The 25,585-nt window shown below is 34.7% G+C and carries 20 protein-coding genes and 1 tRNA gene; 9 read left to right on the top strand and 12 right to left on the bottom strand.

Annotated elements, in window-relative coordinates:
• Window positions 1-28 precede the first annotated feature (28 nt).
• The 6 genes from ACFO5O_RS10855 to ACFO5O_RS10830 form a co-directional block, all read right to left on the bottom strand.
• Window positions 29-1,663: a S41 family peptidase gene (locus ACFO5O_RS10855; protein ID WP_387963667.1), complete on the bottom strand. Its 1,635-nt coding sequence runs from the start codon at window positions 1,661-1,663 to the stop codon at window positions 29-31.
• A gap of 23 nt (window positions 1,664-1,686) precedes the next feature.
• A complete protein-coding gene (locus ACFO5O_RS10850; protein WP_387963665.1) occupies window positions 1,687-2,514 on the bottom strand; it encodes a DUF4349 domain-containing protein in 828 nt (275 codons plus the stop codon).
• Window positions 2,515-2,518: 4 nt separating this feature from the next.
• A complete protein-coding gene (gene rnpA, locus ACFO5O_RS10845; protein ID WP_387963663.1) occupies window positions 2,519-2,896 on the bottom strand; it encodes a ribonuclease P protein component in 378 nt (125 codons plus the stop codon).
• 96 nt (window positions 2,897-2,992) lie between these two features.
• Window positions 2,993-4,885: a M1 family metallopeptidase gene (locus ACFO5O_RS10840; protein ID WP_387963661.1), complete on the bottom strand. Its 1,893-nt coding sequence runs from the start codon at window positions 4,883-4,885 to the stop codon at window positions 2,993-2,995.
• 32 nt (window positions 4,886-4,917) lie between these two features.
• Window positions 4,918-6,522, bottom strand: coding sequence for a S8 family peptidase (locus tag ACFO5O_RS10835; protein WP_387963659.1), 1,605 nt, complete (start codon window positions 6,520-6,522; stop codon window positions 4,918-4,920).
• Between the two features lie 14 nt (window positions 6,523-6,536).
• On the bottom strand, window positions 6,537-7,400 hold the full coding sequence (locus tag ACFO5O_RS10830; RefSeq protein WP_387963657.1) for an MBL fold metallo-hydrolase: 864 nt from the start codon (window positions 7,398-7,400) through the stop codon (window positions 6,537-6,539).
• 167 nt (window positions 7,401-7,567) lie between these two features.
• On the opposite strand from ACFO5O_RS10830, the gene ACFO5O_RS10825 reads away from it, so the two are divergent.
• The 4 genes from ACFO5O_RS10825 (at window position 7,568) to ACFO5O_RS10810 (ending at window position 11,871) form a co-directional block, all read left to right on the top strand.
• Complete coding sequence (locus ACFO5O_RS10825; protein ID WP_387963655.1) at window positions 7,568-7,918, top strand: DUF202 domain-containing protein; 351 nt, start codon at window positions 7,568-7,570, stop codon at window positions 7,916-7,918.
• Window positions 7,919-7,953: 35 nt separating this feature from the next.
• On the top strand, window positions 7,954-9,726 hold the full coding sequence (locus ACFO5O_RS10820) for a sodium:proton antiporter (RefSeq protein WP_387963653.1): 1,773 nt from the start codon (window positions 7,954-7,956) through the stop codon (window positions 9,724-9,726).
• Window positions 9,727-9,816: 90 nt separating this feature from the next.
• Window positions 9,817-11,652, top strand: a complete 1,836-nt coding sequence (locus ACFO5O_RS10815; protein WP_387963651.1) for a cation:proton antiporter — start codon at window positions 9,817-9,819, stop codon at window positions 11,650-11,652.
• Between the two features lie 69 nt (window positions 11,653-11,721).
• Window positions 11,722-11,871 carry a hypothetical protein gene (locus tag ACFO5O_RS10810; protein ID WP_387963649.1) on the top strand — a complete coding sequence of 50 codons (150 nt, stop codon included), beginning with the start codon at window positions 11,722-11,724 and terminating at the stop codon, window positions 11,869-11,871.
• Here ACFO5O_RS10810 and lepA read toward each other — a convergent pair.
• The gene (lepA, locus tag ACFO5O_RS10805; RefSeq protein WP_387963647.1) at window positions 11,868-13,664 is read right to left on the bottom strand and encodes a translation elongation factor 4; all 1,797 of its coding nucleotides are present in this window, start codon (window positions 13,662-13,664) and stop codon (window positions 11,868-11,870) included. The genes ACFO5O_RS10810 and lepA overlap by 4 nt on opposite strands.
• A 158-nt stretch (window positions 13,665-13,822) precedes the next feature.
• Here lepA and ACFO5O_RS10800 point away from each other — a divergent pair, with 158 nt between their 5' ends.
• A complete protein-coding gene (locus ACFO5O_RS10800) occupies window positions 13,823-16,231 on the top strand; it encodes a TonB-dependent receptor domain-containing protein (protein ID WP_387963645.1) in 2,409 nt (802 codons plus the stop codon).
• Window position 16,232: 1 nt separating this feature from the next.
• Here the strand turns inward: ACFO5O_RS10800 and ACFO5O_RS10795 are convergent, their stop codons facing one another.
• Window positions 16,233-17,348: a TolB family protein gene (locus ACFO5O_RS10795; RefSeq protein ID WP_387963643.1), complete on the bottom strand. Its 1,116-nt coding sequence runs from the start codon at window positions 17,346-17,348 to the stop codon at window positions 16,233-16,235.
• A 69-nt stretch (window positions 17,349-17,417) separates the two neighbouring features.
• Between ACFO5O_RS10795 and ACFO5O_RS10790 the strand changes: the two genes are divergently transcribed.
• Together ACFO5O_RS10790 and dusB are read left to right on the top strand one after the other, a co-directional pair.
• Entirely contained in the window at window positions 17,418-18,644 is a 1,227-nt protein-coding gene (locus ACFO5O_RS10790) for a M20/M25/M40 family metallo-hydrolase (RefSeq protein ID WP_387963641.1), read from the top strand.
• Window positions 18,645-18,757: 113 nt separating this feature from the next.
• Entirely contained in the window at window positions 18,758-19,750 is a 993-nt protein-coding gene (gene dusB, locus ACFO5O_RS10785) for a tRNA dihydrouridine synthase DusB (RefSeq protein WP_387963639.1), read from the top strand.
• A gap of 1 nt (window position 19,751) precedes the next feature.
• Here dusB and ACFO5O_RS10780 read toward each other — a convergent pair whose 3' ends face one another.
• On the bottom strand, window positions 19,752-20,954 hold the full coding sequence (locus ACFO5O_RS10780; RefSeq protein ID WP_387963637.1) for an ABC transporter permease: 1,203 nt from the start codon (window positions 20,952-20,954) through the stop codon (window positions 19,752-19,754).
• Between the two features lie 82 nt (window positions 20,955-21,036).
• Window positions 21,037-21,438 (bottom strand): 30S ribosome-binding factor RbfA, encoded by a 402-nt coding sequence (gene rbfA / locus ACFO5O_RS10775; protein WP_387963635.1) that lies wholly within the window; start codon window positions 21,436-21,438, stop codon window positions 21,037-21,039.
• A 166-nt stretch (window positions 21,439-21,604) separates the two neighbouring features.
• Here rbfA and mce point away from each other — a divergent pair, with 166 nt between their 5' ends.
• Both mce and ACFO5O_RS10765 read left to right on the top strand, forming a co-directional pair.
• Window positions 21,605-22,009 carry a methylmalonyl-CoA epimerase gene (gene mce, locus ACFO5O_RS10770; protein ID WP_387963633.1) on the top strand — a complete coding sequence of 135 codons (405 nt, stop codon included), beginning with the start codon at window positions 21,605-21,607 and terminating at the stop codon, window positions 22,007-22,009.
• Between the two features lie 47 nt (window positions 22,010-22,056).
• A tRNA-Ile gene (locus ACFO5O_RS10765) sits at window positions 22,057-22,130 on the top strand.
• Between the two features lie 310 nt (window positions 22,131-22,440).
• Here ACFO5O_RS10765 and ACFO5O_RS10760 read toward each other — a convergent pair.
• Window positions 22,441-23,712, bottom strand: a complete 1,272-nt coding sequence (locus ACFO5O_RS10760) for a glycosyltransferase family 4 protein (protein WP_387963631.1) — start codon at window positions 23,710-23,712, stop codon at window positions 22,441-22,443.
• Window positions 23,713-23,720: 8 nt separating this feature from the next.
• Window positions 23,721-25,562 (bottom strand): ABC transporter ATP-binding protein, encoded by a 1,842-nt coding sequence (locus ACFO5O_RS10755; protein WP_387963629.1) that lies wholly within the window; start codon window positions 25,560-25,562, stop codon window positions 23,721-23,723.
• Between the last annotated feature and the right edge of the window lie 23 nt (window positions 25,563-25,585).

The following is a 25,585-nucleotide window of genomic DNA, read 5'->3' as shown; positions in this document are numbered from 1 at the left end:
AATCCTTTTTATGCAATCCTATTTTAGGTTATTCTAAAAATGTGGCATATGAGACTGGGCTTTTTAGAATTTCAAGGCCTTTTTGGATTTCGGGATTATTCGTTATATAATACTTGTAAAGGCCTTCTCGGTAAAAATAACGCTTTATAATTTCATCAGATAGTAGTGCACTTAGTTGAGCTTTATTAGCGTCAATGGCTCTACTTTTATAAGCGTTAATGGCATTTATCAAGGTATTGTATTCTTTATCTACATTAGCCACAATTTTCTCTTCAATAGCAACATTTAAAGCATCATCAAAGGCTTTTTCGGTTTTGGTTTCAAAACTAAAATTTCTACTTTTCAAAAATGTTTTAAAATTATTAAAATCGGAATCGTTAAAATTAAATGAAGTTAAGTCTTTTACAGTATTGGAATAGTAATATTGCGTGGCATAATCGAAAATCAAATTTTCATTTAAAATAGCTTTGGTAATGGCTGTATAAACAGAACTTTCTAATTCTAAATCAGGTTGAATACCACCACCGTCATAAACATTTCTACCATTTTTTGTTTTAAAAGTGTTATAGTTTGCTTTTTTAACGCGTGTAGCATTGCCATCATTATCTCTATCCCAATAATCGAGTGCTTGAATACATCTGCCTGAAGGGGTATAATATCTAGAAATGGTAATTTTCATTTGAGTACCGTATACCAAAGGCTTGGGTCGTTGCACCAAACCTTTACCAAAACTTCTTGCTCCAACAATTACGGCGCGATCCAAATCTTGTAACGCACCAGAGACAATTTCACTTGCAGAGGCACTTCGACCATCGATGAGAACTACCAACGGAATTTCGGTGTCTAGGGGTTCTTTTTGGGTATAATAGGTTTTGTTGTATTTTTTCACTTTAGATTTAGTCGTTACCACCAATTGATTTTGTGGCACGAATATATTTACAATGTTTACAGCTTCATGTAATAAACCACCAGGATTACCCCTTAAATCCAAAATAAGACGTTGAGCACCTTCTTTTTTGAGAGACCTAATTGCATTAATAGTTTCAGTAGATGCTTTTTCGTTGAATTGACGCAATACTACATAACCCGTTTTATCATCGACCATAGAAAAATGAGGTACTGCATGAATTTCAACAGATTCTCGTTTTACGGTTGTGGTTTCTGTTTTTCCTTGACGCTTATAAGTTAAATTAACCGATGATCCAGCAGCTCCTTGAAGCAAATTCCCGGCATCATCTTTAAAATCAGCAACAACAACATTTTCAACTTTAATAATTTCGTCACCTGCTTTTAGTCCCGCCTTATCGGCTGGATATCCTTTATAAGGTTCTACAATAACAAGCTTATCTTTTAAGGTTAAAACGCTGGCGCCAATTCCTGTATAATCTCCAGTATTGTTAATACGAGCAGCTTCAATATCTTGCTCGTTCATAAAATTGGTATAAGGATCTAGGTCATTTAACATGCTTTTTATGGCAGTATCCATTAAATCACCTGGATTGGTATCATCAACATAGTTCATGTTTAACTCTTTGAACATTGTTGTGAAAATTTCTATTTGTTTGGCAACTTCAAAAAAATCACTTTTAAAAGCAGATCCCAACAGTAAGAATGATAAGGCCAAAACAGGAATTAAGATTCTATGTTGTATAAGTTTTTTCATAATTAGAAGTTTTATCAGGTTTACTACGCTTTACGGTTTGATCGTTTAATCCACTTTTTAAGTACAAAAAGAACAATGATCAGAATTATAATAAATGGCCAAATATGTAATATTCCTAGGAAAAAGAACGATAAACCATTAAATCCGGATTTTATAGCGTTCCACATTTTTTGGCCGTAAGATACAGTTATACTGCTCTCAACATTTGTTTTAAAAAACTCTATGGTTATTGTGCTTAAGGCCACCTTGTTTTGTAAATAATTTAAACGACCTTGTTTGGCTTCTATTTCTTCTCTTATTGTGGATAGTTCTTTTTCTATTTCAATCACATCTTTGACGTTATTCGCCTTGTTTAGAAGCTCTAAATAGCGCAACTCTAGAGCTTGTTTTGCTTTCAAACGAGCTTCAATATCAATAAACTCTTCTGTAACATCACTTGAGGTAATTTGTTTAACTTCAAAATACCGGACCTGAGCAGAAATGGAATCTATAATGTTAAGAAAGCGATTAGAAGGAACCCTCATAATCAACCTACGGGTTAATTGATTATACCCCTTATTTGTGGCATCATCCTGAACAAATCCATTATTATTAAGAACCAATGCCATTATTTTGTTGTAGGTTTGGTCCAAATCTTGTGTTTCAAAACGCAAAAAAGATTCTTTAATTAGTTTTTGCTCTTTGACCTTATAATTTGAAGAGCTCTCATCTAACACATCTACCTGTTGATATTTTAATGATTCAGCACCAGCAATAGACGATTCAGAAGCATATGTATGGTCTTCACTGCCACTATTTTTAGAACACATTAACGGCAGGGTTAATAATAAAACACTTATGAGAAATTTCATAATCTTAAGATTTAGGATTAGCGTCAATAAATTTTTTAAATAATTGATTCATTTTTAAACCAATTTCCTCAAAACTAATTTCCTCTTTACCAATGTACAAAATCATTAACGCATAAGATGTTGTAATGTTGTTAAAATATTGGTGTTTTTGAAGCCTGTATGTTTCTCTTAACAGGCGCTTTATACGGTTTCGATCTACGGCACTTTTAAAATTGCGTTTACTCACAGATACTCCTGCCTTTATTACCGAATTGTCTTCATGATTAGTTTGAAGATATACAAGCCTTAATGGATAGGCCGAAACCGACTTTCCCTCTAGAAACAGGCGCTCTATAAGTTTTTGACTTTTGAGCTTATCTTTTTTTCTGAACGTAAATTTCATACTTCCTCAAAGGTAATGAGGATTTACAAATTAGAGCCAATAAATTAAACAATTCAAAATAGTAAACTAATGTTCATGGGAAGCAAAATACTCCAGCTATTCCATCAATAGCATTTGATTGTTTTCTACATTAATATCGGCCATTAAGCCCTTTGGATCTATTGATATCGATTTTATTTGTTTTTTTTGAACATCAACTGTAAAGCTGTAAGTTGGAATCGTCCAGGCCCAATCATCTAGAACTAAAGTTTCGCTCGAAACAGGCTTTTTACCCCGCATGTCCCTTAGGGGGATATAAATATTTTGCTTGGTTCCATCTACAAATTCAACCTCGAGATCAATTGGCATCGGCATTAAACCTTTGCGTTCCAGTACTATTTTGGTTGAATTACCTTGATCATTGACAGATTCAATACCGTAATCAATAGTGTTTGTAGTTTGAGTCCAATTCATGAGATACCAATCTAACTCTAGGCCAGAGGTTTTTTCAGCTACCCTTATAAAATCATTTGGATTAGGGTGTTTAAACTTCCATTCTGAAAAGTAATTTTTTAAAGTGTTATCCAAATTGGTTTCACCCATAATATAGCTCAATTGTGTTAAAAATAGAGCCCCTTTATAATATGATGCCACAGAATAGGAAACATTATAATTGTAGGCGTCGGCATGAGTTGTTTGTGCTTGTTCTAATCCTGATTTTACAATATAATAGTAGGCGTTATATGATTTTTCCCACGGATTTTCGGCTGTTTCATTAAACAATTCATTCAAAGCTTTGTACTCTATATAAGTTGCAAAACCTTCGTCCATCCAAGGATGTTTAGATTCGTTGTTGGCCAAGATAAATTGAAACCAGACATGAGCCATTTCGTGAGCGATAATACCATGTAACAATCCTTTAAATGTCCCTTCACCATTAACGAATGTACACATATTGTATTCCATTCCACCATCACCAGCTTGTATTACGGAATATTGTTGATAAGGGTATTCTCCAACAAGATTGCTGAAATATTGCATTAATTCGGCGGTTTTAGGTTGTATGTTTTTCCAGTTTTCTAATTTCTCTGCGGGCATGGTTTTTTTATACAAAAAGTGTAATAAAGGACCATTTGGAACCTGAAAGGTTTCATGATGATAGTCAGGATCAGCAGCCCATGAAAAATCATTTACATTTGGTGCCTTAAAATGCCAAGTTAGTTTGTTTCCTTTAGGACGATTTACCACCCCTGTTTCATAACCGTATCCTATTTCATTTGGGTTCTGTAAATACCCTGTTCCTCCTAAAATATAGCTTTTGTCGATAGAAATTTTAACATCAAAATTTCCCCAAACACTATGAAATTCCCTTGCTATATAGGGGTTAGTGTGCCAGCCTTCAGCATCGTATTCGGCCATTTTGGGATACCACTGCGCCATCGATAAGGCAACCCCCTCTTTATTGTTTCTGCCAGATCGCCTAATTTGTATGGGCACTTGAGCACTAAAGACCATGTCAAATGTAGATTGTTCACCGGGTTTAATAGGGGATTCGAGTTCAACTTCTAAAATAGTCCCTACGGTTTTATGGTAGAGTTCGGCACCGTCTTGCTTCAAAGTAGTGACATGTATATATCCAACCTCATGAGGTTTTAATTTAGATATTCTGCTTTCATAAATTGGATTTTCTCTTGTGCCAACATTATTTACCATTCTCCTATCAGGGTCTGGTATAGTATGCAATCGTGCATCCATTTCGCTACCGGGTTGAAACGCATTTGGATATAAGTGATAAAAAACGCGATAGAGGGTATCAGGAGAGTTATTGGTGTAAACCAATTTTTGGGTACCACTATATTGATAGGTGTTTACATCCATATCAATTTCCATTGTATAGTCAACATGTTGTTGCCAATAACAAGAAGTTTTTACAGTTGAATTTGTTTCTGAATTTTGAGCATTGAGCAAAAACGACATCACATAAGTAATAGCGAAAACTGTTTTTTTCATAATTAGTAAATTAAACAAAAAAGTATTAAAAATTATTGTTTAGAAGCCATGATCAAGGCGTTGTAAGCATTTACAATTTTACCTGATTTTGAAAGCTCATTTAATGGTTTTACTTCATTAGAATTACCGCCAACAATGACTTTGGTTGTTAATGTTAACCCTGAAGACATAATAATGTGCTTCACTTGTGAAGCGGTTAAATGAGGATATTGTGATCTTATTAAGGCAGCAACCCCGGCAACTCCTGGACAAGCCATAGAAGTACCACTAATACTTTCATAATTGTTGTTTGGAAATGTAGAGTAGATGTTTGACCCAGGAGCGAACACATCGACATTTATTTTTCCATAATTAGAATAATCAGCCACCATTTCGGCTCCATATTTTGGATTAAGGGCTCCAACCGATAAGTAATTATCAGAGATTTCAGGACCATTATTTATTTGATCGTTTGGAAAATTTGATTTTATATCTAAATCGAGACTTTCATTCCCAGCTCCTGTGACTAGCAGTACGTCTTTTTTAGCAGCGTAAACTATAGCGTCTCTGACCCACTCGCTATGCGGCGAATAGTATTTACCAAAACTCATGTTTACAACTTTAGCACCATTATCGGCTGCGTAACGTATAGCCAGAGCCACATCTTTATCGTATTCATCACCGTTAGAAACCACTCTTAAACTCATAATTTTAACGTTATTTGCAACACCTTTAGCGCCAATGTTATTGTCCCTTTGGGCGGCAATTATTCCAGCAACGTGTGTGCCATGAGTCTCACCTTCTCCAGTGGGTTTTACATTATTGTTACCGTAATTTGTATCAGCAATATTATTAACATCGTCCCCTGTGGTTCGACCATTGAAGTCTTTGTTTAGATTGTAATTAAGTGTTTTATTTAATTCGTTTAAATCTGATTTAATTGCCTCTAAAGCTTCAGTAACCGATTCAACACCAAACGCAAATGTTTGTTGAACCATATAAACACTTTGTGACATAGCTTGGGTTTTTGGTACTATAGCATCTACCTCTTCTTTGGTATAGATTTTTTTGCCTAAATGTTTTGAAATTTCTTCATCAGCATTTTTAATGACTTGATAAATTTGTTCAAATTGGGTTTTAAGATTAAGGTTTTTTTGATACTCTTGTTCATACTCTGCTTGTGCCTCTTTATATCTGGGGTTTGCAGTATCTCCACTAGCTAGCAGCCTAACGTATTCAAGTTGTTCTTCATAGGCATCACCCAGAAAATTCCAACCATGAATGTCGTCAACATAGCCATTTTGATCATCATCCTTACCGTTATTAGGTATTTCTCCTTGATTAGTCCAAATAACTTCATTTAGGTCCTCATGGTCAATATCTATTCCGGTATCAATAACCGCCACAATAGTTGTTTCTCCCTTTTTGTTTTTTATAATGTCATTATAGGCTTTGTCTAAACTCATACCAGGAATGGTGTCCTTGGCCAGGTCTAAATGACCCCAAACTTTCAGTTCATCTTCAGTTAATTCAGAAACTTTAAGGGGGATATTATCAATAGCTTCAATAGGTGTAGAAATAACACTAGTACTTTTACAAGAGTCAAGGGTTAATAAAGCAATACACAGAAAAACAATAGGTTTTAAAATAATTTTCATAATAGAATTTGGGATTATTTGCTAAAAATTTCATTGCAGCTATAGACGTCTTTTAGCCTTACGCCTTTTTCGGTATGTTGAACAGTTATAATTTCATTGTGGGCATCATGTTCCAAAAATAAATAAAAGTTATTATCGGCAGCTAAATTTAAAAAACGTTCTTTTTCGGTCAATGTTAACAGCGGCCTAGTATCGTAACCCATCACAAAGGGAATTGGTAAATGTCCAACCGTAGGAAGCAGGTCGGCCATAAAGCAAATGGTTTTTCCTTTATAGTTGAGCATAGGTATCATTTGCTTGTCGGTATGCCCATCGGCAAAAAACACATCAAATCCCAATTCACTGTTTTGTAAAATATCTGTTTTTGGAAGTTCAATAAAATTTAATTGACCACTTTCCTCCATTGGTAAAATGTTTTCTTTTAAAAACGACGCTTTCTCTCTATTATTGGGTTGGATTGCCCATTTCCAATGGTCTTTATTGCTCCAAAAACGTGCGTTTTTAAAAGCTGGTTCATAGCCAGTTTTGTTCTTGTTACATTGAATACTTCCGCCACAATGATCAAAATGCAGATGAGTCATAAATACATCAGTAACATCATCACGATGAAATCCATGATGTTTTAACGATTTGTCAATGGTATCATCGCCCCATAAAAAGTAGTATCCAAAAAACTTGTCACTTTGTTTATCACCCATACCAGTATCAATTAAAATTAAACGATTACTGTCTTCAATTAACAAACATCGGGCCGCTATGTCAATCATATTATTAGCATCGGCGGGATTGGTTTTTTGCCAAAGTGATTTAGGAACCACACCAAACATGGCGCCGCCATCGAGTTTGAAATTTCCAGAATTAATGGGATATAATTGCATTAGTGCGATTTTAAGTAACAAATGTCTCGCAAATTACTAAAAGGAATAAAAACATAATTAGTAGGCGCCTTTTTATTAGTTGTTTTTTAACATTTAATATAAGTATACATACAGAATTAAAGTTTGTAAGCGCAAAAAAATTGAACTAAATTTATAAAAAAACGATCATGAAGAAGCTAGTAAAAGGACCTTTAAAAATAAAAAAAATGAAGCTATTAAGGTTTGGACGTGATTTTAAACCTGATGAAGAAGTAATTTTAAGAGACTATCTTGCCATTGAACGCACCCGGTTAGCAAATGAACGCACCTTGCTTTCTTATATCAGGTCATCTTTGTATTTGCTTTTAGGAGGAATAGCATTTTTTCAATTGAAGGACTTTCCTAATTTCCAATATTTAGGAATACTGTCTTTAGTGTTTAGTAGCATATTTTTTGTGATAGGAGTGTACCGCTTTATGTTGTTAAAGAAAAGCTTGAAAAAACTTTATTATAACACCGAAGCACAAAATAATGAATAATGCAAAAGTCATTTTCAATCTAAAACACTTGCTTGATGAACATTGATCTCATTATTACATTTTGTATCATAGGTGTTGGGGTTTTTCTGTTTGTAAGAGACTACTTTTCAATTGATACCACTTCTATACTTATTATGGCCATGTTTATTGTTGCGGGTGTTTTAAATCCAGAAGAAGGTTTTTCGGGGTTTAATCATCCAGCAACCTTAACTTTAGGATGTATTTTTGTAGTAAGCGGAGGTATTTTTAATTCAGGACTTTTGGATGGATTGAGCGACAGAATTATAAAACTAGCCAAGATCCATTATGTAGTTGCGCTTGTTGTATTTTGTGTTATCTCTGGCGTGTTTTCTGCCTTTATAAACGACACCGCAGTTGTTGCACTATTGCTTCCTATTGCTCTCACAGTTTGCCGCGAAACCAATATTAACCCCGGCCGTTTACTTATGCCTATTTCATTTGCGGCCTTATTTGGGGGCACTTGTACTCTAATAGGAACTTCTACAAATATACTTATAAGCAGCTATGCCGAAGAATACGGCCTTGAACCTTTTGGCATGTTTGAATTTAGTGGTGCCGCACTGTGTTTGTTGATTATTGGTTTTGCGTTTATGTTTGTGTTGGGCCCCATATTACTTCCAAAGCGGCAAAACTCTAATGAACTTACAAAAAAAACTGAAGAGTATGTAGCCGAACTCACCATTCAGGAAGACTGTTCTGATATTAATAAACCTGTTTTAAGATCTAAATTAGTAGAGAACTATCGTATTCACATTCTTTCTATTTTAAGAGAGGGAGTGATTGATCATCAGGTTGGTCCTGACACCATCTTGCACAAAGGCGACGTACTTAAAGTGATTGTGCCACCTATTGCGTTTAATAAATTATTAGATTTAAAAGGGTATAAAGTAAAAGGAAATAAGCAAGTTAAACTAAACAACAAAGAGGACGAAAGTTATAAAATTTACGAGGTTATAATTCCTTTTGGGTCTTCACTAACCGAAAACTCTTTGAAATCGTTACGCTTTAACCGAAGTTTCAATATGTCAGTACTTGCTATAAGGCAACGTAGTGAAATCATTCTAGATAAACTTGCTAAAGTAAAGCTCAAAGAAGGCGACATGCTGCTGGTTTTAGGAAAAAAGGAAGAAATAGATAATCTCGAGGCTCTAAAACTTATTGTTACACTTTCAGAATACAAAAAGAAAATAACCAATTACAAAAAAGCTATCCCGGCAATTCTCATAGGTATAGGAGTGGTATTGGTTGCCTCACTAAATATCACATCTATTTTAATAAGTGCAATGATTGGTGCGTTGCTAATGGTTTTGACAGGAGTTTTAAAACCCGTTGAGGCCTACAATGCTGTTGAGTGGAAAGTCATTTTTATGATGGCCGGCGTGCTTTCCATGGGGACGGCATTAGAAAAAACAGGAGGTGCTACTATGGCGGCAAATTTTATTGAAAGTACGCTAGGACAATACGATGCTCATATTACCTTAAGCCTTCTTTATTTGGTGACTTTTGTTTCAACAAATCTTATTTCTAGTAAAGCAACGGCAGCCCTAATGGCGCCAATAGTAATAAGTCTAGCATCATTAATGGGTGTTAGCGACCGTCCTTTTTTGATTGCGGTAATGTTTGCCTGTTCATTAACATTTATGACCCCTATGAGTTATCCAACTAATACCATGGTATACGCACCAGGTAATTATAAGTTCAATGATTTTTTAAGATTTGGTGCGCCAATAAATTTAATTATTTGGATTGCTGCCACGTTTATTATTCCTTACTTTTTCCCTTTTTGATTATTGGAGCACAATAATTTAATTAGAGATAATTTTCATAAAAAATATCTTTACTATCTTTCCAAAGTATAAACTAATTAACAGAAAACTATGATAGAACTTGCTGGGATTATAATTTTAGGCATTTTAGCCCAATGGATGGCTTGGAAATTTAAAATCCCCGCCATTTTACCTCTTATTTTAATTGGATTGTTAGTTGGACCAATTGCTGCCGAATTTTTAAGCGAAGAAAATGTAAAATGGATCCAACCGGTTTATGAAAATGGTCGTGGACTTTTTCCTGGAGAAAGCCTTTTCTATTTTGTATCTCTTGCCATTAGTATTATACTTTTTGAAGGCGGTTTAACATTGCGCATGGGTGAAATAAAAAATGTAGGTCCGGCAATTACCAAACTAATAACCATTGGATCACTTGTAACATTTTTCGGTGCCGCTATTGCAGCGCATTACGTGTTTTATTTAAGTTGGGAAATATCCTTCTTGTTTTCCGCTTTGATAATCGTAACGGGACCGACCGTTATAACGCCTATTTTAAGAAATATTCCACTTAAAAAAGACGTGTCGGCGGTACTTAAATGGGAAGGTATTCTTATTGATCCCATTGGCGCGCTAGTGGCAGTTTTGGTTTTTGAGTTTATAAGTGTAGATGCTGGTGGAGAATATACTAAAACTGCATTTATTGAATTTGGAAAGATTGTATTGTTTGGATTCACCTTTGGGTTTACCTTCGCACATGCATTAAATTTTATTATCAACAGAAAATGGGTGCCACACTATTTACTTAACGTATTTGCTCTAGCCGCAGTGTTGGGTGTTTTTGTGCTTTCAGATGTGTTTGCTCATGAATCAGGATTACTGGCTGTTGTGGTTATGGGTATGGTGCTTGGAAACTCTAAATCTCCATATCTCAAGGAACTGCTTTATTTCAAAGAATCATTGAGTGTTCTATTAATCTCTATCCTATTTATTTTGTTGGCTGCCAATATCAATTTTGAGGATTTGTTATTGATTTATAATTGGAATACCGCAGTGTTATTTGCTATAGTGGTATTTGTGTTAAGACCAATAGGCGTGTTTTTAAGCACCCATGGCTCCAATTTAAAAATCAATGAAAAGCTTTTCATTAGTTGGGTTGGGCCTCGGGGAATCGTGGCGGCAGGTATTGCCTCATTATTTGGATTAAAATTGGCCAAAGATGGTGTGGAAGGTGCCGAATTTATTACACCTTTAGTATTTATGATTGTTCTAGGCACAGTTTTGCTTAACGCAACCACAGCACGACTTTTTGCAAAGTTAGCAGGAGTATTTTTAAAGTCGTCCAATGGTATTTTAATTGTAGGAGCCTCTAAAGTGTCGCGTTTGTTAGGTCACTACCTAGAATCTAACGGAAGACATGTTGTACTTATTGACAGTAACCAAAGTAATATTAAAAAGGCGCAGGATTTAGAATTGGAAGCCATAAACACCAATATTTATTCAGATACTTTATTGGACAATATTGAGCTTAGTGATGTTGGTTACTTAATGGCTCTAACCGGGAATCCAGATATTAACAAATACGCTATCAATAAATTTGGAGCACAGTTTGGAGAAAACGGATCATTCAGGTTGGTATCAAAAGAAGAAATAAAAGATCCAGAAAACACCCCAAAAGAAGGTCTTTTTTCACATACTGATGACTACGTGACCCTAGCTGAAGTGACAAGTAAATATCCTTCTATTCAGGAAATAGACCTGCAAGACAGGGAGGAATATGAATCTTTGATTGAAATAACCAATAAGGATAAGGACATCATACCGTTATTTTTAAAGGATGCTGATGGGGAACTTCACATTATTTCTAACAACAATACAATGGTCGATAAAATTAAAGACGGTTGGCAACTAGTATATCTGGGTAAACCTATTGATGTTGAAAAGGTTTAAAATTGGATATTAAATCGTTATCAATTAAATAATTAGTAAATTAGAGGTGATAAGTATACCAGGACCATAATGAAACAGATTTTACTAATTCTACTGGTTGTAGTTGCTATTATAATGATTTATCTTGGGGTCAACGCAGGAATGAAACCACCAATTTATACAGGCGTAGGTTTTATAATTATCACCTTCCTGTTTCTTGATAAACCAAAAAAAGATTAATCATTTAGCTTTAGTACTGCCATAAAAGCCTGTTGTGGAATTTCCACATTTCCAACCTGGCGCATACGTTTTTTACCTTTTTTCTGCTTTTCTAGAAGTTTTCGTTTACGTGAAATATCACCACCATAACATTTAGCAGTAACATCTTTACGCAGCGCTTTAATGGTTTCACGAGAAATAATTTTTGCGCCTATGGCAGCCTGAATAGGAATATCAAATTGCTGTCTTGGTATAAGTTCTTTTAACTTTTCACACATTTTTTTACCAATATTCTGTGCATTGTCAGCATGAATTAATGCAGAAAGTGCATCAACAGGTTGTGAGTTCAACAAAATATCAACGCGAACCAATTTAGAAACGCGCATGCCAATAGGGGAGTAATCAAACGAAGCATAACCTTTAGACACGGTTTTTAATCGATCGTAAAAATCGAATACAATTTCAGCCAGCGGCATATCAAAATTGAGTTCAACTCGTTCGGTGGTTAAATAGGTTTGATTGGTAATCATACCTCGTTTTTCAATACATAGCGACATTACATTGCCAACAAAATCAGATTTTGTGATAATGGTCGCTTTTATATAAGGCTCTTCTACCCGGTTTAAAGTTGAAGGGTCAGGAAGGTCAGATGGGTTATTTACAATAACTATGGCATCTGGATTTTTATTGGTGAACGCATGGTAACTAACGTTGGGCACGGTAGTAATCACGGTCATATCAAACTCGCGCTCTAAACGCTCCTGAATGATTTCCATGTGCAGCATCCCTAAAAACCCACAGCGAAACCCAAAACCAAGAGCAGCCGAACTTTCAGGAACAAATACTAAAGATGCATCATTGAGTTGAAGTTTTTCCATTGAAGCACGTAACTCTTCATAATCTTCAGTGTCTACGGGATAAATCCCTGCAAATACCATAGGCTTTACATCTTCAAAACCAGAAATAGGGTTTTTTGTTGGGTCTTTAGCATCAGTGATAGTGTCTCCAACCTTTACTTCTTTTGCCTCTTTGATACCGGTAATTAAATAACCTACATCACCTGCTTTTATTTCGGTTCTCGGAAATTGTTTTAGTCTTAAAGTACCAACTTCATCGGCATTATAGGTTTTTCCGGTGGCAATAAATTTTATTTGTTGATTTTTCTTAATACTTCCATTGATAACTCTAAAATAGGTTTCAACGCCCCTAAATGGATTGTATACCGAATCAAAAATTAGAGCTTGAAGAGGTTCATCAACATTGCCTTTAGGTGGCGGAATACGTTCAATCACAGCCGCCAAAATATTTTCAACTCCAAAACCGGTTTTTCCACTGGCATGAATAACTTCGGAAGGATCACAACCTAATAAATCAACAATATCATCTGTTACTTCTTCAGGACTTGCACTTGGTAAATCTACTTTGTTGAGTACAGGAATAATCTCTAAATCGTTCTCTAAAGCTAAATATAAGTTTGAAATGGTTTGCGCTTGAATACTTTGTGCCGCATCAACAATCAATAAAGCGCCTTCGCAGGCTGCAATAGATCGGGATACTTCATACGAAAAATCAACGTGTCCTGGAGTATCAATAAGGTTAAGCACATATTGTACGCCATTATAGTTATAGTCCATTTGAATGGCGTGAGATTTTATGGTAATACCACGCTCGCGTTCCAAATCCATACTGTCCAACAATTGATCTTGCTTTTCTCTATCGGTTACAGAGCCAGTAAAATCTAATAGCCTATCGGCAAGCGTACTTTTCCCGTGATCGATATGTGCAATAATGCAAAAATTTCTGATGTGCTTCATTTCGCTAATTCTTCAAGCTGAATATTTTGCAAATATAATTGATTTATTAAGCTTTAAGCGTTTTATTTTGAGCAAACGAATTTTCAAGATTTGAGGAAAAACCATAAATAAAATTCTAAAACAAATAGTATATTGCATCACATCTAAACAAACTAAACTTGAAATTTAATTCATTTTTACCCCTATTTTTTTTATTATCTAACCTTGGTTTAGCCCAATCTTTTTCGGTCTCCGGTAAAGTGATTGACGACAATCAACATCCTGTTGCTTTTGCGAATGTTATAGTAATGACCCAACAAGATTCAACAATAGTTAAAGGAGTTTCAACTGATGATAGCGGATTGTTTAATTTAACCAATCTTGAAATGAATACCTATATCTTTAAAATTAGCTTTATAGGGTTTCAAGAGTATTTTAAGGTCATAGAAACCAATCGAGATATTGATTTAGGCACCATTGTATTAGAAGAAGAAACACAAAGTTTAGATGAGGTGAATATTGTGTTTAAAAAACCGACCTTCAAGCGAGAGGCCGATCGTATGGTGTTTAATGTTGAAAGCACCGCACTAACCGAAGGCAACATGCTTCAGGTGTTAAAAAGCACACCAGGAGTCCTGGTAATTAACAACAATATAGTCGTTAAGAATTCAGCACCGACGGTTTATATAAATAACAGAAAAGTAAATCTTACAGCTTCAGAATTAACACAACTGCTTGAAAGTTCTTCGGCAAACGCTATAAAATCTATTGAAGTGATTACCAATCCATCAGCCAAATATGATGCTTCAAGCGGAGTTGTGCTCAATATCGTTATGAGCAAGAATTTGGTAACAGGCTATAGAGGAAATGTTTTCGGGAATTATACGCAAGGGGTGTTTCCTATTTATAATGTAGGAACTAGTCACTTTTTTAAATCTGAAAAAATCAACTTCTATGGTAGTTATAGTTTTACGGATAGTAAGGAAAATAGAGAAGATCAAGAAGACGTAAACTATTTTGATTCAAATCAGAATATTAATGAATATTGGCGATCTAAACTAAACAGAAACAAATGGACTAAAACTCATAATTTCAACATCAATTTTGACTACCATTTTGATGATAAAAACACCTTGAGTTTGTCTTCAAACATGTTGTTCCTGCCGTATTTCAAATACAAAATATCAAATACAACTAATGTGTTTGACGCTTCTCAAAATTTAGATTTTTACTTTGATTCCAATAACTTATTGAGGGATACAAAACATAATTTAGCCTTTGATCTTGATTACACTCACGATTTTAAGAAAGGGAAATTATCGGTAAGTGCTCACTATACAGACTACGATCACCAACGTGATCAAGGTGTTATTAGTCACTATTTTGATGAAGATGATACCCCAACAGGTACGTCTGAATTTCGTACGGATAATAATCAAAGCACCAAAATAGCCACAGGCCAAACAGATTATAGCCTACCCATCAATGAATCCACTTCTTTTGAGACAGGATTTAAAGTTTCACATATCACAACCGACAGTAATATTACTCAATACGACATTGTTAATGGTCAAGAGGTGTTAGACGCAAACAACACAGACGTTTTTGCTTACCAGGAAGACATTTTGGCGGCTTATATGAATTACTCAAAAGATTGGGCTAAATGGAGTGTTATTCTAGGCTTAAGAACAGAGCAAACAAAAGTAGAAGGAGTGTCGTTGTTAAATAATACCACTAATCAACAAGATTATTTTAATTGGTTTCCAAATGCGAGCTTAACTTTTAACGCTTTTGAGAAGATGAGCATGTACTCGAGTTATAAACGAAGCATCCAAAGACCAGACTATCAACGATTAAATCCGTTTCGGTTTTTTTATAATAGCAATACAGTTGAACAAGGAAATCCAGATTTACAACCAGAAATTCAAGATCATTTCGTAGTTGGAACATCTTTTTTAGACCATTTTACAGTAGAGGCTTACTACAAAAATTCTAAAAACAACATCGTAATTTTGCCTCGACAAGACAATGACACCAATATTATATCCTACACCCCTTTAAATCTAAACAAGACCATTGAATATGGTTTTGACTTTGTGTTTAATAGCTATCTTACCGAACGTTGGGCTATTTATTTTGTCACCTCATTTTATAATATTGAAGATCAAGAAAGCTTTGGAAACACTCCAATTAAACAAGACCAATGGTCAAACTACAGTGTGCTACAAAATGATTTCACATTTTTGGAAGACCGAAGTTTAAACATGAATTTTACCTTATATTATGTGGGTAAAAATCTTCAGGGATTTAGAACTGTTGAAGAGCGCTGGGTTTCAAGCCTGTCGTTAACCAAATCTATTTTTAATAAAAGAGCGGTTATTTCGCTTTCAGCGGAAGACTTGTTTAATTTACAAGATTTTGAATCCTCAACGCACTATCTTAACCAATCGAGCTCTTCTAAAGTCAATCTAGACAATAGAAACATCAAAATAGGATTTAGATATAATTTTGGAAACACCAATTTAAAAACCAACTCGCGAACAAAAGATTTAAAAGAGCGAGATCGATTAAAGGATAATCATAATTAAATCAATCCTGCCACTCAGCGATAAATAAGTTGGTATCACGACCACCGCCATTGTTGCGGTTAGATGAAAAGATCAAATATTTTCCATCGTTTGAAAACACGGGAAAAGCATCAAAGGTTTCGCCATGTGTTACGCGTTCAAGATTTTTCCCGTCAATATCAATCATATAAAGATTAAATGGAAAACCACGCTCTGCTTCAAAATTAGATGAGAACAGTATTTTCTTTCCAGAAGGATGAAAAAACGGACTCCAATTGGCATTACCTAGAAAAGTTAACTGTCTTAAATCACTTCCATCGGCATTACAAATAAACAGCTCCATTTCTGTTGGCTGTACCAATCCTTGATTTAATAGGTCCTTATATTCTTTTATCGCTTCATCGGTTTTTGGACGTGATGATCGAAAGATAATTTTTGTGCCATCTGGCGAAAAGAATGCTCCACCATCATAACCTAATTCAAAGGTTATTTGTTTAACATCACTTCCGTCCAAATTCATGGTATAGAGGTCTATGTCACCGTTACGGGTTGATGTAAATACAATTTTATCGCCTTTTGGAGATACTGTTGCTTCGGCATCATAACCTAGTTCTTTGGTGAGTTGATTAACAATATTACCTTCTAAATCAGCAACAAAAATATCGTAGCTATCATAAATTGGCCACACATACTTTCCGTTGAGACGTAATGGAGTTTCGGGACACTCTTCGCCTCCTAAATGCGTAGAGGCATAAACAAAATGTTTATTATCAGGCAGGAAATAAGCACAGGTTGTTCGTCCTTTTCCGGTGCTAATCATAGGTGGTTTACTGGTTTTAAAGGTTTGATCGGCGTTCATTAAAAACATCTGGTCACACGCAACACCCCAAGCGGTATTATTAGATTGAAAAACGATTTGCTTGTCATCAAAACTCCAGTAGGCTTCTGCATTGTCGCCTCCAAAAGTAATTTGACGAATGGATTTAAAATGCACTTCTTCAGGATATATTAAGGTGTCTGCTTGTGTGCTGTTGGAAACCGTATCATTTTCAGAAGCTTTATCTTTAGAAGATTTGTCTGTTTTACAAGATATACTAAAAACCAAAACAACAAATGTCAATAAATATCTATGCATCATGTGTTAATTATAAAGGTTTAATAAAGTGGCAATTATTACCTAATTTTGCCCAAAAATAAGATTTATAATATGAACAGAATATGGTCCATTCTTTTTTTTGTAATCCTTTTGGGTTGTAAAAATGAATATATCCCTGAAAATAAGATCAAGCAAGACGTTGAATTTTTGTCAAGTGACGAATTAGAAGGTCGCCAAACAGGAACAGATGCCGAAATAAAAGCCGCCAACTATATTGCAAAACGATTTGATGCTCTTGGCTTAACGCCTAAAGGTACCGATGGTTATCTACAGCAGTTTTCGTTTAAACCAAAAACAGACCCACACCAAGAGGTAAATTATACCATTATCGGCAACGACAGCACTATTACAGGAACTAATGTGATTGGGTTTTTGGACAACAAGGCCAAAAATACCATAGTCATAGGTGCGCACTATGATCATTTGGGTTATGGGGCAGAAGGATCCTTATATAGAGGCCAGGAAAAGGCTATACATAATGGTGCCGATGATAATGCGAGCGGCGTGGCCGTGATGCTTAATTTGGCAGGGAAATTAAAAAACGCCAATAAGGGCAACAATTATTTGTTTATGGCATTTTCAGGGGAAGAAATGGGATTGTTGGGCTCTAATTATTTTACTAAAAATCCAACACTAGATATCGAGTCCATTAATTATATGTTGAATATGGACATGGTTGGACGATTGAAAGAAGATCAGACCCTTGCTGTTTATGGGGTTGGAACTTCACCAATCTTAAAACAAGTAATTAATGCGAACAGCAAAACACTTAAAATTGTAGAAAATGAATCGGGAGTAGGGCCAAGCGATCATACGTCATTTTATAATGCAGAGATTCCTGTTTTGCATTTTTTTACAGGGCAACATGAAGATTATCATAAGCCTTCAGATGATTTTGAACACCTCAATTATGAAGGGATGGAATTGATTTCAACTTATATTTTTGATATCATTTCTGATTTAAACGACAACGGTAAATTGCCATTCAGAAAAACAAAAAATGAAAGTGAAGATGTGCCCCGATTTAAAGTAGGTTTGGGCGTTATTCCAGATTATTTGTTTGACGGAAAAGGGATGCGAATAGATGGAATAAGCGAAGGAAAACCTGCCGAAAAAGCGGGACTTCTAAAAGGAGATATTGTTGTTAAATTAGGTGACAGTTTAGTGACCGATATGATGAGCTATATGCGAGCGCTTTCGTCTTTTAAAGAAGGCGATAAAGTAAATGTTGTTGTGAAACGTAACAATAAAGACATTGAAGCTGAAATAGAGTTTTGATGAGAATTACAAGCTAATGATCATTGATATTTAGCTTGTTATGAATAGGAACTGTAAATAGAAATTCTGTAAAACTTAAAAAAAGCATTAGTTTTGCACAAAATTTAAATCACTTGATAAAAATAGGCGACATAGAATTACCTGATTTTCCGCTATTACTAGCACCAATGGAAGATGTAAGTGACCCTCCATTTAGAGCACTTTGTAAAGAGCAAGGTGCCGATGTGGTGTACACCGAGTTTGTATCTAGTGAAGGCTTGATTAGAAATGCGGCCAAAAGCGTTATGAAATTGGATATTTACGAAAAAGAGCGTCCTGTTGGGATTCAAATTTTTGGAGCCAATTTAGATAGCATGCTGCAAACCATCGATATCGTTGAAAAGTCCAACCCAGATATCATTGACATCAATTTCGGGTGCCCGGTGAAAAAAGTGGTGAGTAAAGGTGCTGGCGCTGGGATTTTAAAGGACGTTTGCCTGATGGAAACCCTAACGGCCGAAATGGTTAAACGCACTAACATTCCAATTACGGTAAAAACACGATTGGGCTGGGATCATGATTCCATAAAAATTGTAGAGGTTGCAGAGCGTTTACAAGATGTGGGCTGTAAAGCCATAGCGATTCACGGCAGAACACGCGCACAAATGTATAAAGGCGAGGCCGATTGGAAACCCATTGCTGAAGTAAAAAACAATCCAAGAATGCATATCCCTGTTTTTGGAAATGGTGACGTAGATACACCAGAAAAAGCAATGTTAATGCGCGATAGTTATGGTTTAGATGGCGCAATGATTGGAAGAGCAAGCATTGGCAATCCTTGGTTTTTTAAGCAGGTGAAACACTTTTTTAAAACAGGTGAACATTTGGGTCCAATTTCGTTGGAAGAACGCGTTGATGCCGCACGAAGACACCTTCAAATGTCCATAGACTGGAAAGGGGAAAAGCTTGGTGTTTTTGAAACCAGACGTCATTATACCAACTATTTCAAAGGCATTCCTAATTTTAAAGAATATCGTATGAAAATGGTAACCAGTGATGATGCCATTGATGTTTTTAATGCATTTGATGAAGTCCTTGAAAATTTTTCAGATTTTCAATTTGCTTAAATTAAGGTTTTACCAAGGTTTTGGTAATTCTGCCTGAAGCAATTTTAGAAGCTAGCACCCCTAAAACTCCAATAGTTAGTAATACAATTAAGAAATTAATGGCTTTAATTGTTACTGGATAAGGCAACGAAGGCGTTATCATGACCAGTGCAAATTGTTGCTGTAAAAACACAATTATAAATCCTATACAAAGTCCAATGACTCCGCCAATACTAGTCATAAGGCTTCCTTGAAGAAAGAAGATGCGTTTAATATCCTTAGTTGAAGTTCCTAAATTAAAAAGAGTATGGAGGGAATCTTTTTTATCCAAAATCATCATAATGAGCGCTCCAATGACATTGAACAATGCAATGATAATAACCAATGTGAAGATTAAATACACCGCTACATTTTCGGTATTTAGCATTTTATAAAGCGTATCATTAAGCTGTGTCCTGTTTTTGATTTCGATCTTATCACCCAACTTGCTAATAATACGACTTCGCACCAGAGTTTCATCAGAGCCTTCAGATAATTTTAGTTCAATAGCACTAATTTGTTCTGGATTGTAATTAAGTAAATAGCGAGCGGTTTCAATATCGGCATAGATGTATTCATTGTTTAATTCTTCATTAATATCAAAAACACCAACATTATAGGCTTCTACGCTATTAAATATGCTTTTTATTGAATTGATTTGGCCCTTACCTGGTTTAGGCACATAAATCATTAGGTTTTTTGCATAATCCAAAACCCCAAACGACAAGCTATAAGCAATTCCGCCTCCGGAAACCACTTGATTTGTCCCAGACTCAAACCAATTCCCCTGGATAATCATGGAATCAATCGCGGTAACCTTCACATAATTTTCATCAACCCCTTTAATAGTGGCGAGCTTCTTTTTCCCATCAAATTCAATGACCACACGTTCCTCGACAATTTTAGTCAAAGAGGATACGCCTTCAGTCGATTTTAGGGCATTGACGTCATCATTGGAGAGCAAAAAGGATTTACCTTCTGAAGGTACAATTTTTAAGTCGGGATCCACAAATGATGAAAACTCCAAGCTAAAATCTTTTAGCCCAGCAAACCCTGATAAAACGATAAATAATGCAGCCGACGCAATGACCACGCCAGATGCGGCAATAATAGTCATAATATTTATGGCATTATTACTGCTTTTGGTAAAGAGATAGCGTTTTGCAATGTAAAGGGCAACATTCATAAGCTATAATATTATAAAAAATAAACGAACAAGTAAGTGTTTATGCTTATTCATTTTGAAGGCCAGAACACCACTATTTAGATCAGGATTTTTTTCGTTTATCCAGTAAGTTAGGATCAATAATTGGGTTATCATCACCCTTCAAAGATTTTTCTATTCGGTCAATATATTCTAAAGAGTCGTCAATAAAAAATTCCAAATTAGGCATTCTGCGCAACTGATTTTTTGTGCGTTGTGCCAGTTCGTGCCGAATTAATGGTGTGTTAGAACGAATACCCTTAAGCAATTCTTTAGCTTCTTTATTAGGAAACACACTTAAATAAACCTTTGCAATGGATAGGTCAACGGTAACATTAACTTTGGTTACCGAAATTATAATTCCCTTCAATCCACCTCGTGTAGCAGCACCTTGCAACACTTCGGCAAGATCTTTTTGTAAAATACCGCCAATTCTTTTTTGTCTGTGACTCTCTTCCAAAACCATTCAATTTATAAGTTGTGACTATTTAATAGTACCATATTTTGGTTCAACATTTAGTTTATCACGAACTTGTTGGGTACAAAAATAGAGGATATTTAAAGATTATCTTATTTTTGAAGGTATAAAATCAGCTTTAGCAGAAGGAATATAAGTCTTAAAGACAGACATAATGAACAAAATAGAGCATATAGGTATTGCCGTAAAGGATATAGAACAATCAAACAAGGTTTTTGAAGCGCTTTTTGGTACCGCGCCCTATAAACAGGAAATGGTGGAATCAGAAAAGGTATTGACGTCTTTTTTTAAAACAGGACCTAATAAGATTGAACTCCTGCAAGCCACAGATGACGACAGCCCAATAGCAAAGTTCATTGAAAAAAAAGGAGAAGGGATTCATCATATTGCTTTTGAGGTAGACAATATTGTAGAAGCTCTTGAGCGCTTATCAAATGAAGGCTTTGAGTTGATTCACAAAACCCCTAAAAAGGGAGCCGATAATAAGCTCATCGCATTTTTACACCCCAAGTCAACAAATGGCGTTCTCATTGAGTTGTGTCAAGATATAAAGGGCTAAAAATTCTTGTAGAGTTTTAAAATAAGTAGTAATATTGCACACTTTTTGGTCCCATAGCTCAGTTGGTTAGAGCACCTGACTCATAATCAGGTGGTCCTTGGTTCGAGCCCAAGTGGGACCACTGATTAAGAGCCAGCCACGTTATAGTGGCTGGTTTTTTTATTCAGAAACCCCGCAAAGCGCAAATCTAAACGCATCTTTTACTTTATTTTTAGAAATTAACTTGTTAACTTTTTAGTAAAAAAGGAATACAATTCGGTGTATCGTCATACCTAAAAAGGAACGCCATAATCTTAACTAATAAAATTTGAAAATCATGAAACTAAACCTATTGTGCTAATTATACAAATCGAAAGCGAATCTTATGGGAGAGTCCACTTAGGTGTAGAATAGTATTCCCTTAACAACGCAAAGAATGTTTTACTGAATTATTAGGTAGCCAAAAGAAATTTTGCTTTTAATTTTCTTGTAACATTTTTGAGAATTACAACCAAATAAATGACCTTATTTTTATTCATTTTTCTAATTTCTCTTTTAAGTTGTGCAATTTCAATCCTTGTAAATTGTAATTGATTTAGAAGGTAAGTATTTTGGCATTGGGTCGCAACTAAATCGTCAAAATTGATATATATAAAATTTAATCGATTTTTTATCATTGTGCCTATAGTATAGAAAGATAATTTTTCTTTAACAAAAATTTCAGCATTCATCGCTTTTCTAACCCTTAAACTTGAATCTTCGTAAACACTTCTCAATTTTTTAACTGCATCACTAAATAATGGGTTGGCCCATAATGTTTCAGAACAAAAGTTGTTATCAAAATTCTCAATATAACTAAGTTTATAATCTATGAGGAAGCTGTTTTCAATATTCATGAATTCGGTGTTTCCAGAGTAATTGGTTGCCACACTTGGTTTACCTAAATACATGGCTTCGGCTAGAGTTAATCCAAATCCTTCTGAATGATGCATAGACACATAAGCATCACAAGTATTTATTAAATGGTTAACACTGTTTTTATCAAGTTCTACGTCGTAAATCTTTATGTTTTTTGAAATAAAACGCTTCAAACGTTGCATTTGTTTCTTGTGTTGTTTCCCCCCAACAGTTTTAATCACCAATTCGACATTATCATTATTATCAAAAGCTGCTTTAAAAGCCTCAATCAAAAAAAACGGGTTTTTCCTTTCTATAGAGCTATGATAGCTAAATATAAATAGAAAACTAAATTTGTTATCATCAAAAAATTGGATTGCTTTTTGATTTGAAACAGGTTTAAGGTGCACCTCAACAGGGTGTGGGATTATTGTAATCGGATTTTTGAATGTTTTTTCAAATATTTTTTTGCAATATTCAGAAGGGGTCCAAATTTCATTAAATAAATTTAAGTTTTCAGCTAATTCAGGAGGAATATATTCTGATTCCCAAACTAAAAAAAGAATAGAGTATTTTTTTTTAAATAAATTGGAATCAATAATTGCAATAAATGATTCGAGATCCTTTAGGGATAATTGAACTAAATTAACAGAGTAGGTAAATGAATACTGATAATTTATGTTTTGTTTTACCTTCTCATAGTTTATTAAATTAATAGGAATATCAAGTTTTTTAGCTGCATTTATATTTAAGCGAATTGCTTCTCCTAAACCAAACTCGCCTTCGGTATATCCAATGACGTTAAGTCCTTCTGAATAGGTTTTCATTTACTTTATTATATAAGCTGATATAACTCCAGTGATTGAAGAGAAACTAAATTATAGTAAGTTCCATGCATTTTTAACAACTCTTCGTGCGTTCCTTGTTCTATGATTGAACCATCTTTCATTACTACGATAAGATCTGCATTTTGAATGGTGGATAGCCTATGTGCTATAACTATTGAGGTTCGATCTTCCATCATATTTTCAAGGGCGTTTTGAACCAGTTTTTCAGATTCAGTATCTAAAGCGGAGGTTGCTTCATCAAGAATCATAATTGGCGGGTTTTTCATGACCGCTCGGGCTATAGCAATACGTTGTCGTTGACCTCCAGAAAGCAGACCGCCTCCGTCTCCTACGTTGGTTTGATATTTTTTCGGGAAATTTGAGATAAAATTGTGAGCATTGGCAATTTTTGCTGCCTCTTTAATTTTTTCTTCATTAATTTCTTGAATACCTAGAGAAATGTTGTTTGCGATTGTATCATTAAATAATATAGAGTCTTGAGCCACTATACCCATTTGTTCTCTTAAAGATTTGGTAGTCACATTTTTAATATCATTACCATCAAAAGTTATACTGCCCTCATTTACATCGTAAAAACGTGTGATCAAATTGGCAATTGTAGATTTACCACTGCCAGATTCTCCAACCAGAGCCACTATTTTACCTTTAGGGATCGTAAGGTTAAAGTTTTTTAGGACATAGTCATTTTTGTATTTAAAAGACACGTTATTAAATTTTATTTCATGCTTAAATTCAGTGATTACTTTAGCATTAGGAATATCTTTTAATGGATTTTCTGCGTCCAAAATGAAAGCGACCCTCTCATAAGCAGCATTACCTCCTTGAAGTGCATGATGGGCTTTTGTAATGGCTTTTGCGGGCGTTAAAATTTGATATGCTAATCCCATATAGGCCATAAAGGCGCCGCCACTTATAGACTGATCAATTAATACTAAAGAACCACCATAAATGAGTAATATAGAAATAACAAAAATCCCCACAAATTCACTAGTTGGTGCTGACAAGCTAATGACTTTGCCAATTGAATTGTTGAGATCATTTATATGCTTTGTGAAATCTTGGAACTTTTTAGAAAAATAGTTTTCTGCAGTAAAGTTTTTAATAATTTTTATGCCACCAAGTGTTTCTTCTATATTAGATAATAAATGACCTTCTAATGTAAAAATATCACCAGATTGACTTTTGATGCCCTTGCTAAGCTTTGAAATTAAAATTCCAGAAACAGGAATAAAGAAAAACACAAAAATGGTCAATTTCCAACTTATAGCAATCATTGCAATTAATGTAAAAAGAATTGTTAAAGGCTCTCTAATCATCATTAAAACACTCATGAACGATACTTTGATGGTATTGATGTCTGATGTCATTCTAGCAATAAGGTCACCTTTTCTTTCATTAGAAAAAAAGCCTACATTTAGGCTTAGGACCTTATTGTAAACATCTTGTCTTAAGTCTTTTAAAATGCCATTGTTTAAATAGGTCATGTATAAAATAGATAGATAGTTAAATACGTTTTTAAGCAAAAATGTGCTTAAAACAAAACCTACAATAGTTATTAATGTGATTAAAGGCCCCTTGGAAGAGTTCATTGTAGAAATAAAATAATTTAGATAGTTTTCAATATAGTTTAAGTCAAAATCTTTAAAACCACGGAAAACTGGTTTTACTTTTAATTTTTCTCCTTCATTAAATAGTACTTTTATCATAGGTAAAAGTGAAAGCATGGATAATGAGGAAAACAGAGCATACAAAATGTTGAACAATATGCTTAACATTTGATATTTTCTATATGGGATAAGATATTTAAGAAACCTTTTAAAGTTTTTCATTTAGTGGATAATTATTATTAGTG

The sequence above is a fragment of the Geojedonia litorea genome, assembly GCF_042654525.1.
Taxonomy (GTDB): Bacteria; Bacteroidota; Bacteroidia; order Flavobacteriales; family Flavobacteriaceae; genus Geojedonia; species Geojedonia litorea.
The sequence above is the reverse complement of the archived record's forward strand: the minus strand, read 5'-3'. Positions and strand labels throughout refer to the sequence as shown.

Excerpts from the sequence above, each read along its gene's own strand:
- lepA (WP_387963647.1), bottom strand. The coding sequence starts at position 13,664 with ATGAAGCACATCAGAAATTTTTGCATTATTGCACATATCGATCACGGG.
- ACFO5O_RS10810 (WP_387963649.1), top strand. The coding sequence starts at position 11,722 with ATGAAACAGATTTTACTAATTCTACTGGTTGTAGTTGCTATTATAATG.
- ACFO5O_RS10850 (WP_387963665.1), bottom strand. The coding sequence starts at position 2,514 with ATGAAATTTCTCATAAGTGTTTTATTATTAACCCTGCCGTTAATGTGT.
- ACFO5O_RS10820 (WP_387963653.1), top strand. The coding sequence starts at position 7,954 with ATGAACATTGATCTCATTATTACATTTTGTATCATAGGTGTTGGGGTT.
- ACFO5O_RS10780 (WP_387963637.1), bottom strand. The coding sequence starts at position 20,954 with ATGAATGTTGCCCTTTACATTGCAAAACGCTATCTCTTTACCAAAAGC.
- ACFO5O_RS10825 (WP_387963655.1), top strand. The coding sequence starts at position 7,568 with ATGAAGAAGCTAGTAAAAGGACCTTTAAAAATAAAAAAAATGAAGCTA.
- ACFO5O_RS10840 (WP_387963661.1), bottom strand. The coding sequence starts at position 4,885 with ATGAAAAAAACAGTTTTCGCTATTACTTATGTGATGTCGTTTTTGCTC.
- ACFO5O_RS10795 (WP_387963643.1), bottom strand. The coding sequence starts at position 17,348 with ATGATGCATAGATATTTATTGACATTTGTTGTTTTGGTTTTTAGTATA.
- ACFO5O_RS10855 (WP_387963667.1), bottom strand. The coding sequence starts at position 1,663 with ATGAAAAAACTTATACAACATAGAATCTTAATTCCTGTTTTGGCCTTA.
- ACFO5O_RS10760 (WP_387963631.1), bottom strand. The coding sequence starts at position 23,712 with ATGAAAACCTATTCAGAAGGACTTAACGTCATTGGATATACCGAAGGC.
- ACFO5O_RS10755 (WP_387963629.1), bottom strand. The coding sequence starts at position 25,562 with ATGAAAAACTTTAAAAGGTTTCTTAAATATCTTATCCCATATAGAAAA.
- ACFO5O_RS10815 (WP_387963651.1), top strand. The coding sequence starts at position 9,817 with ATGATAGAACTTGCTGGGATTATAATTTTAGGCATTTTAGCCCAATGG.
- ACFO5O_RS10790 (WP_387963641.1), top strand. The coding sequence starts at position 17,418 with ATGAACAGAATATGGTCCATTCTTTTTTTTGTAATCCTTTTGGGTTGT.
- mce (WP_387963633.1), top strand. The coding sequence starts at position 21,605 with ATGAACAAAATAGAGCATATAGGTATTGCCGTAAAGGATATAGAACAA.
- rnpA (WP_387963663.1), bottom strand. The coding sequence starts at position 2,896 with ATGAAATTTACGTTCAGAAAAAAAGATAAGCTCAAAAGTCAAAAACTT.
- ACFO5O_RS10835 (WP_387963659.1), bottom strand. The coding sequence starts at position 6,522 with ATGAAAATTATTTTAAAACCTATTGTTTTTCTGTGTATTGCTTTATTA.
- ACFO5O_RS10830 (WP_387963657.1), bottom strand. The coding sequence starts at position 7,400 with ATGCAATTATATCCCATTAATTCTGGAAATTTCAAACTCGATGGCGGC.
- rbfA (WP_387963635.1), bottom strand. The coding sequence starts at position 21,438 with ATGGTTTTGGAAGAGAGTCACAGACAAAAAAGAATTGGCGGTATTTTA.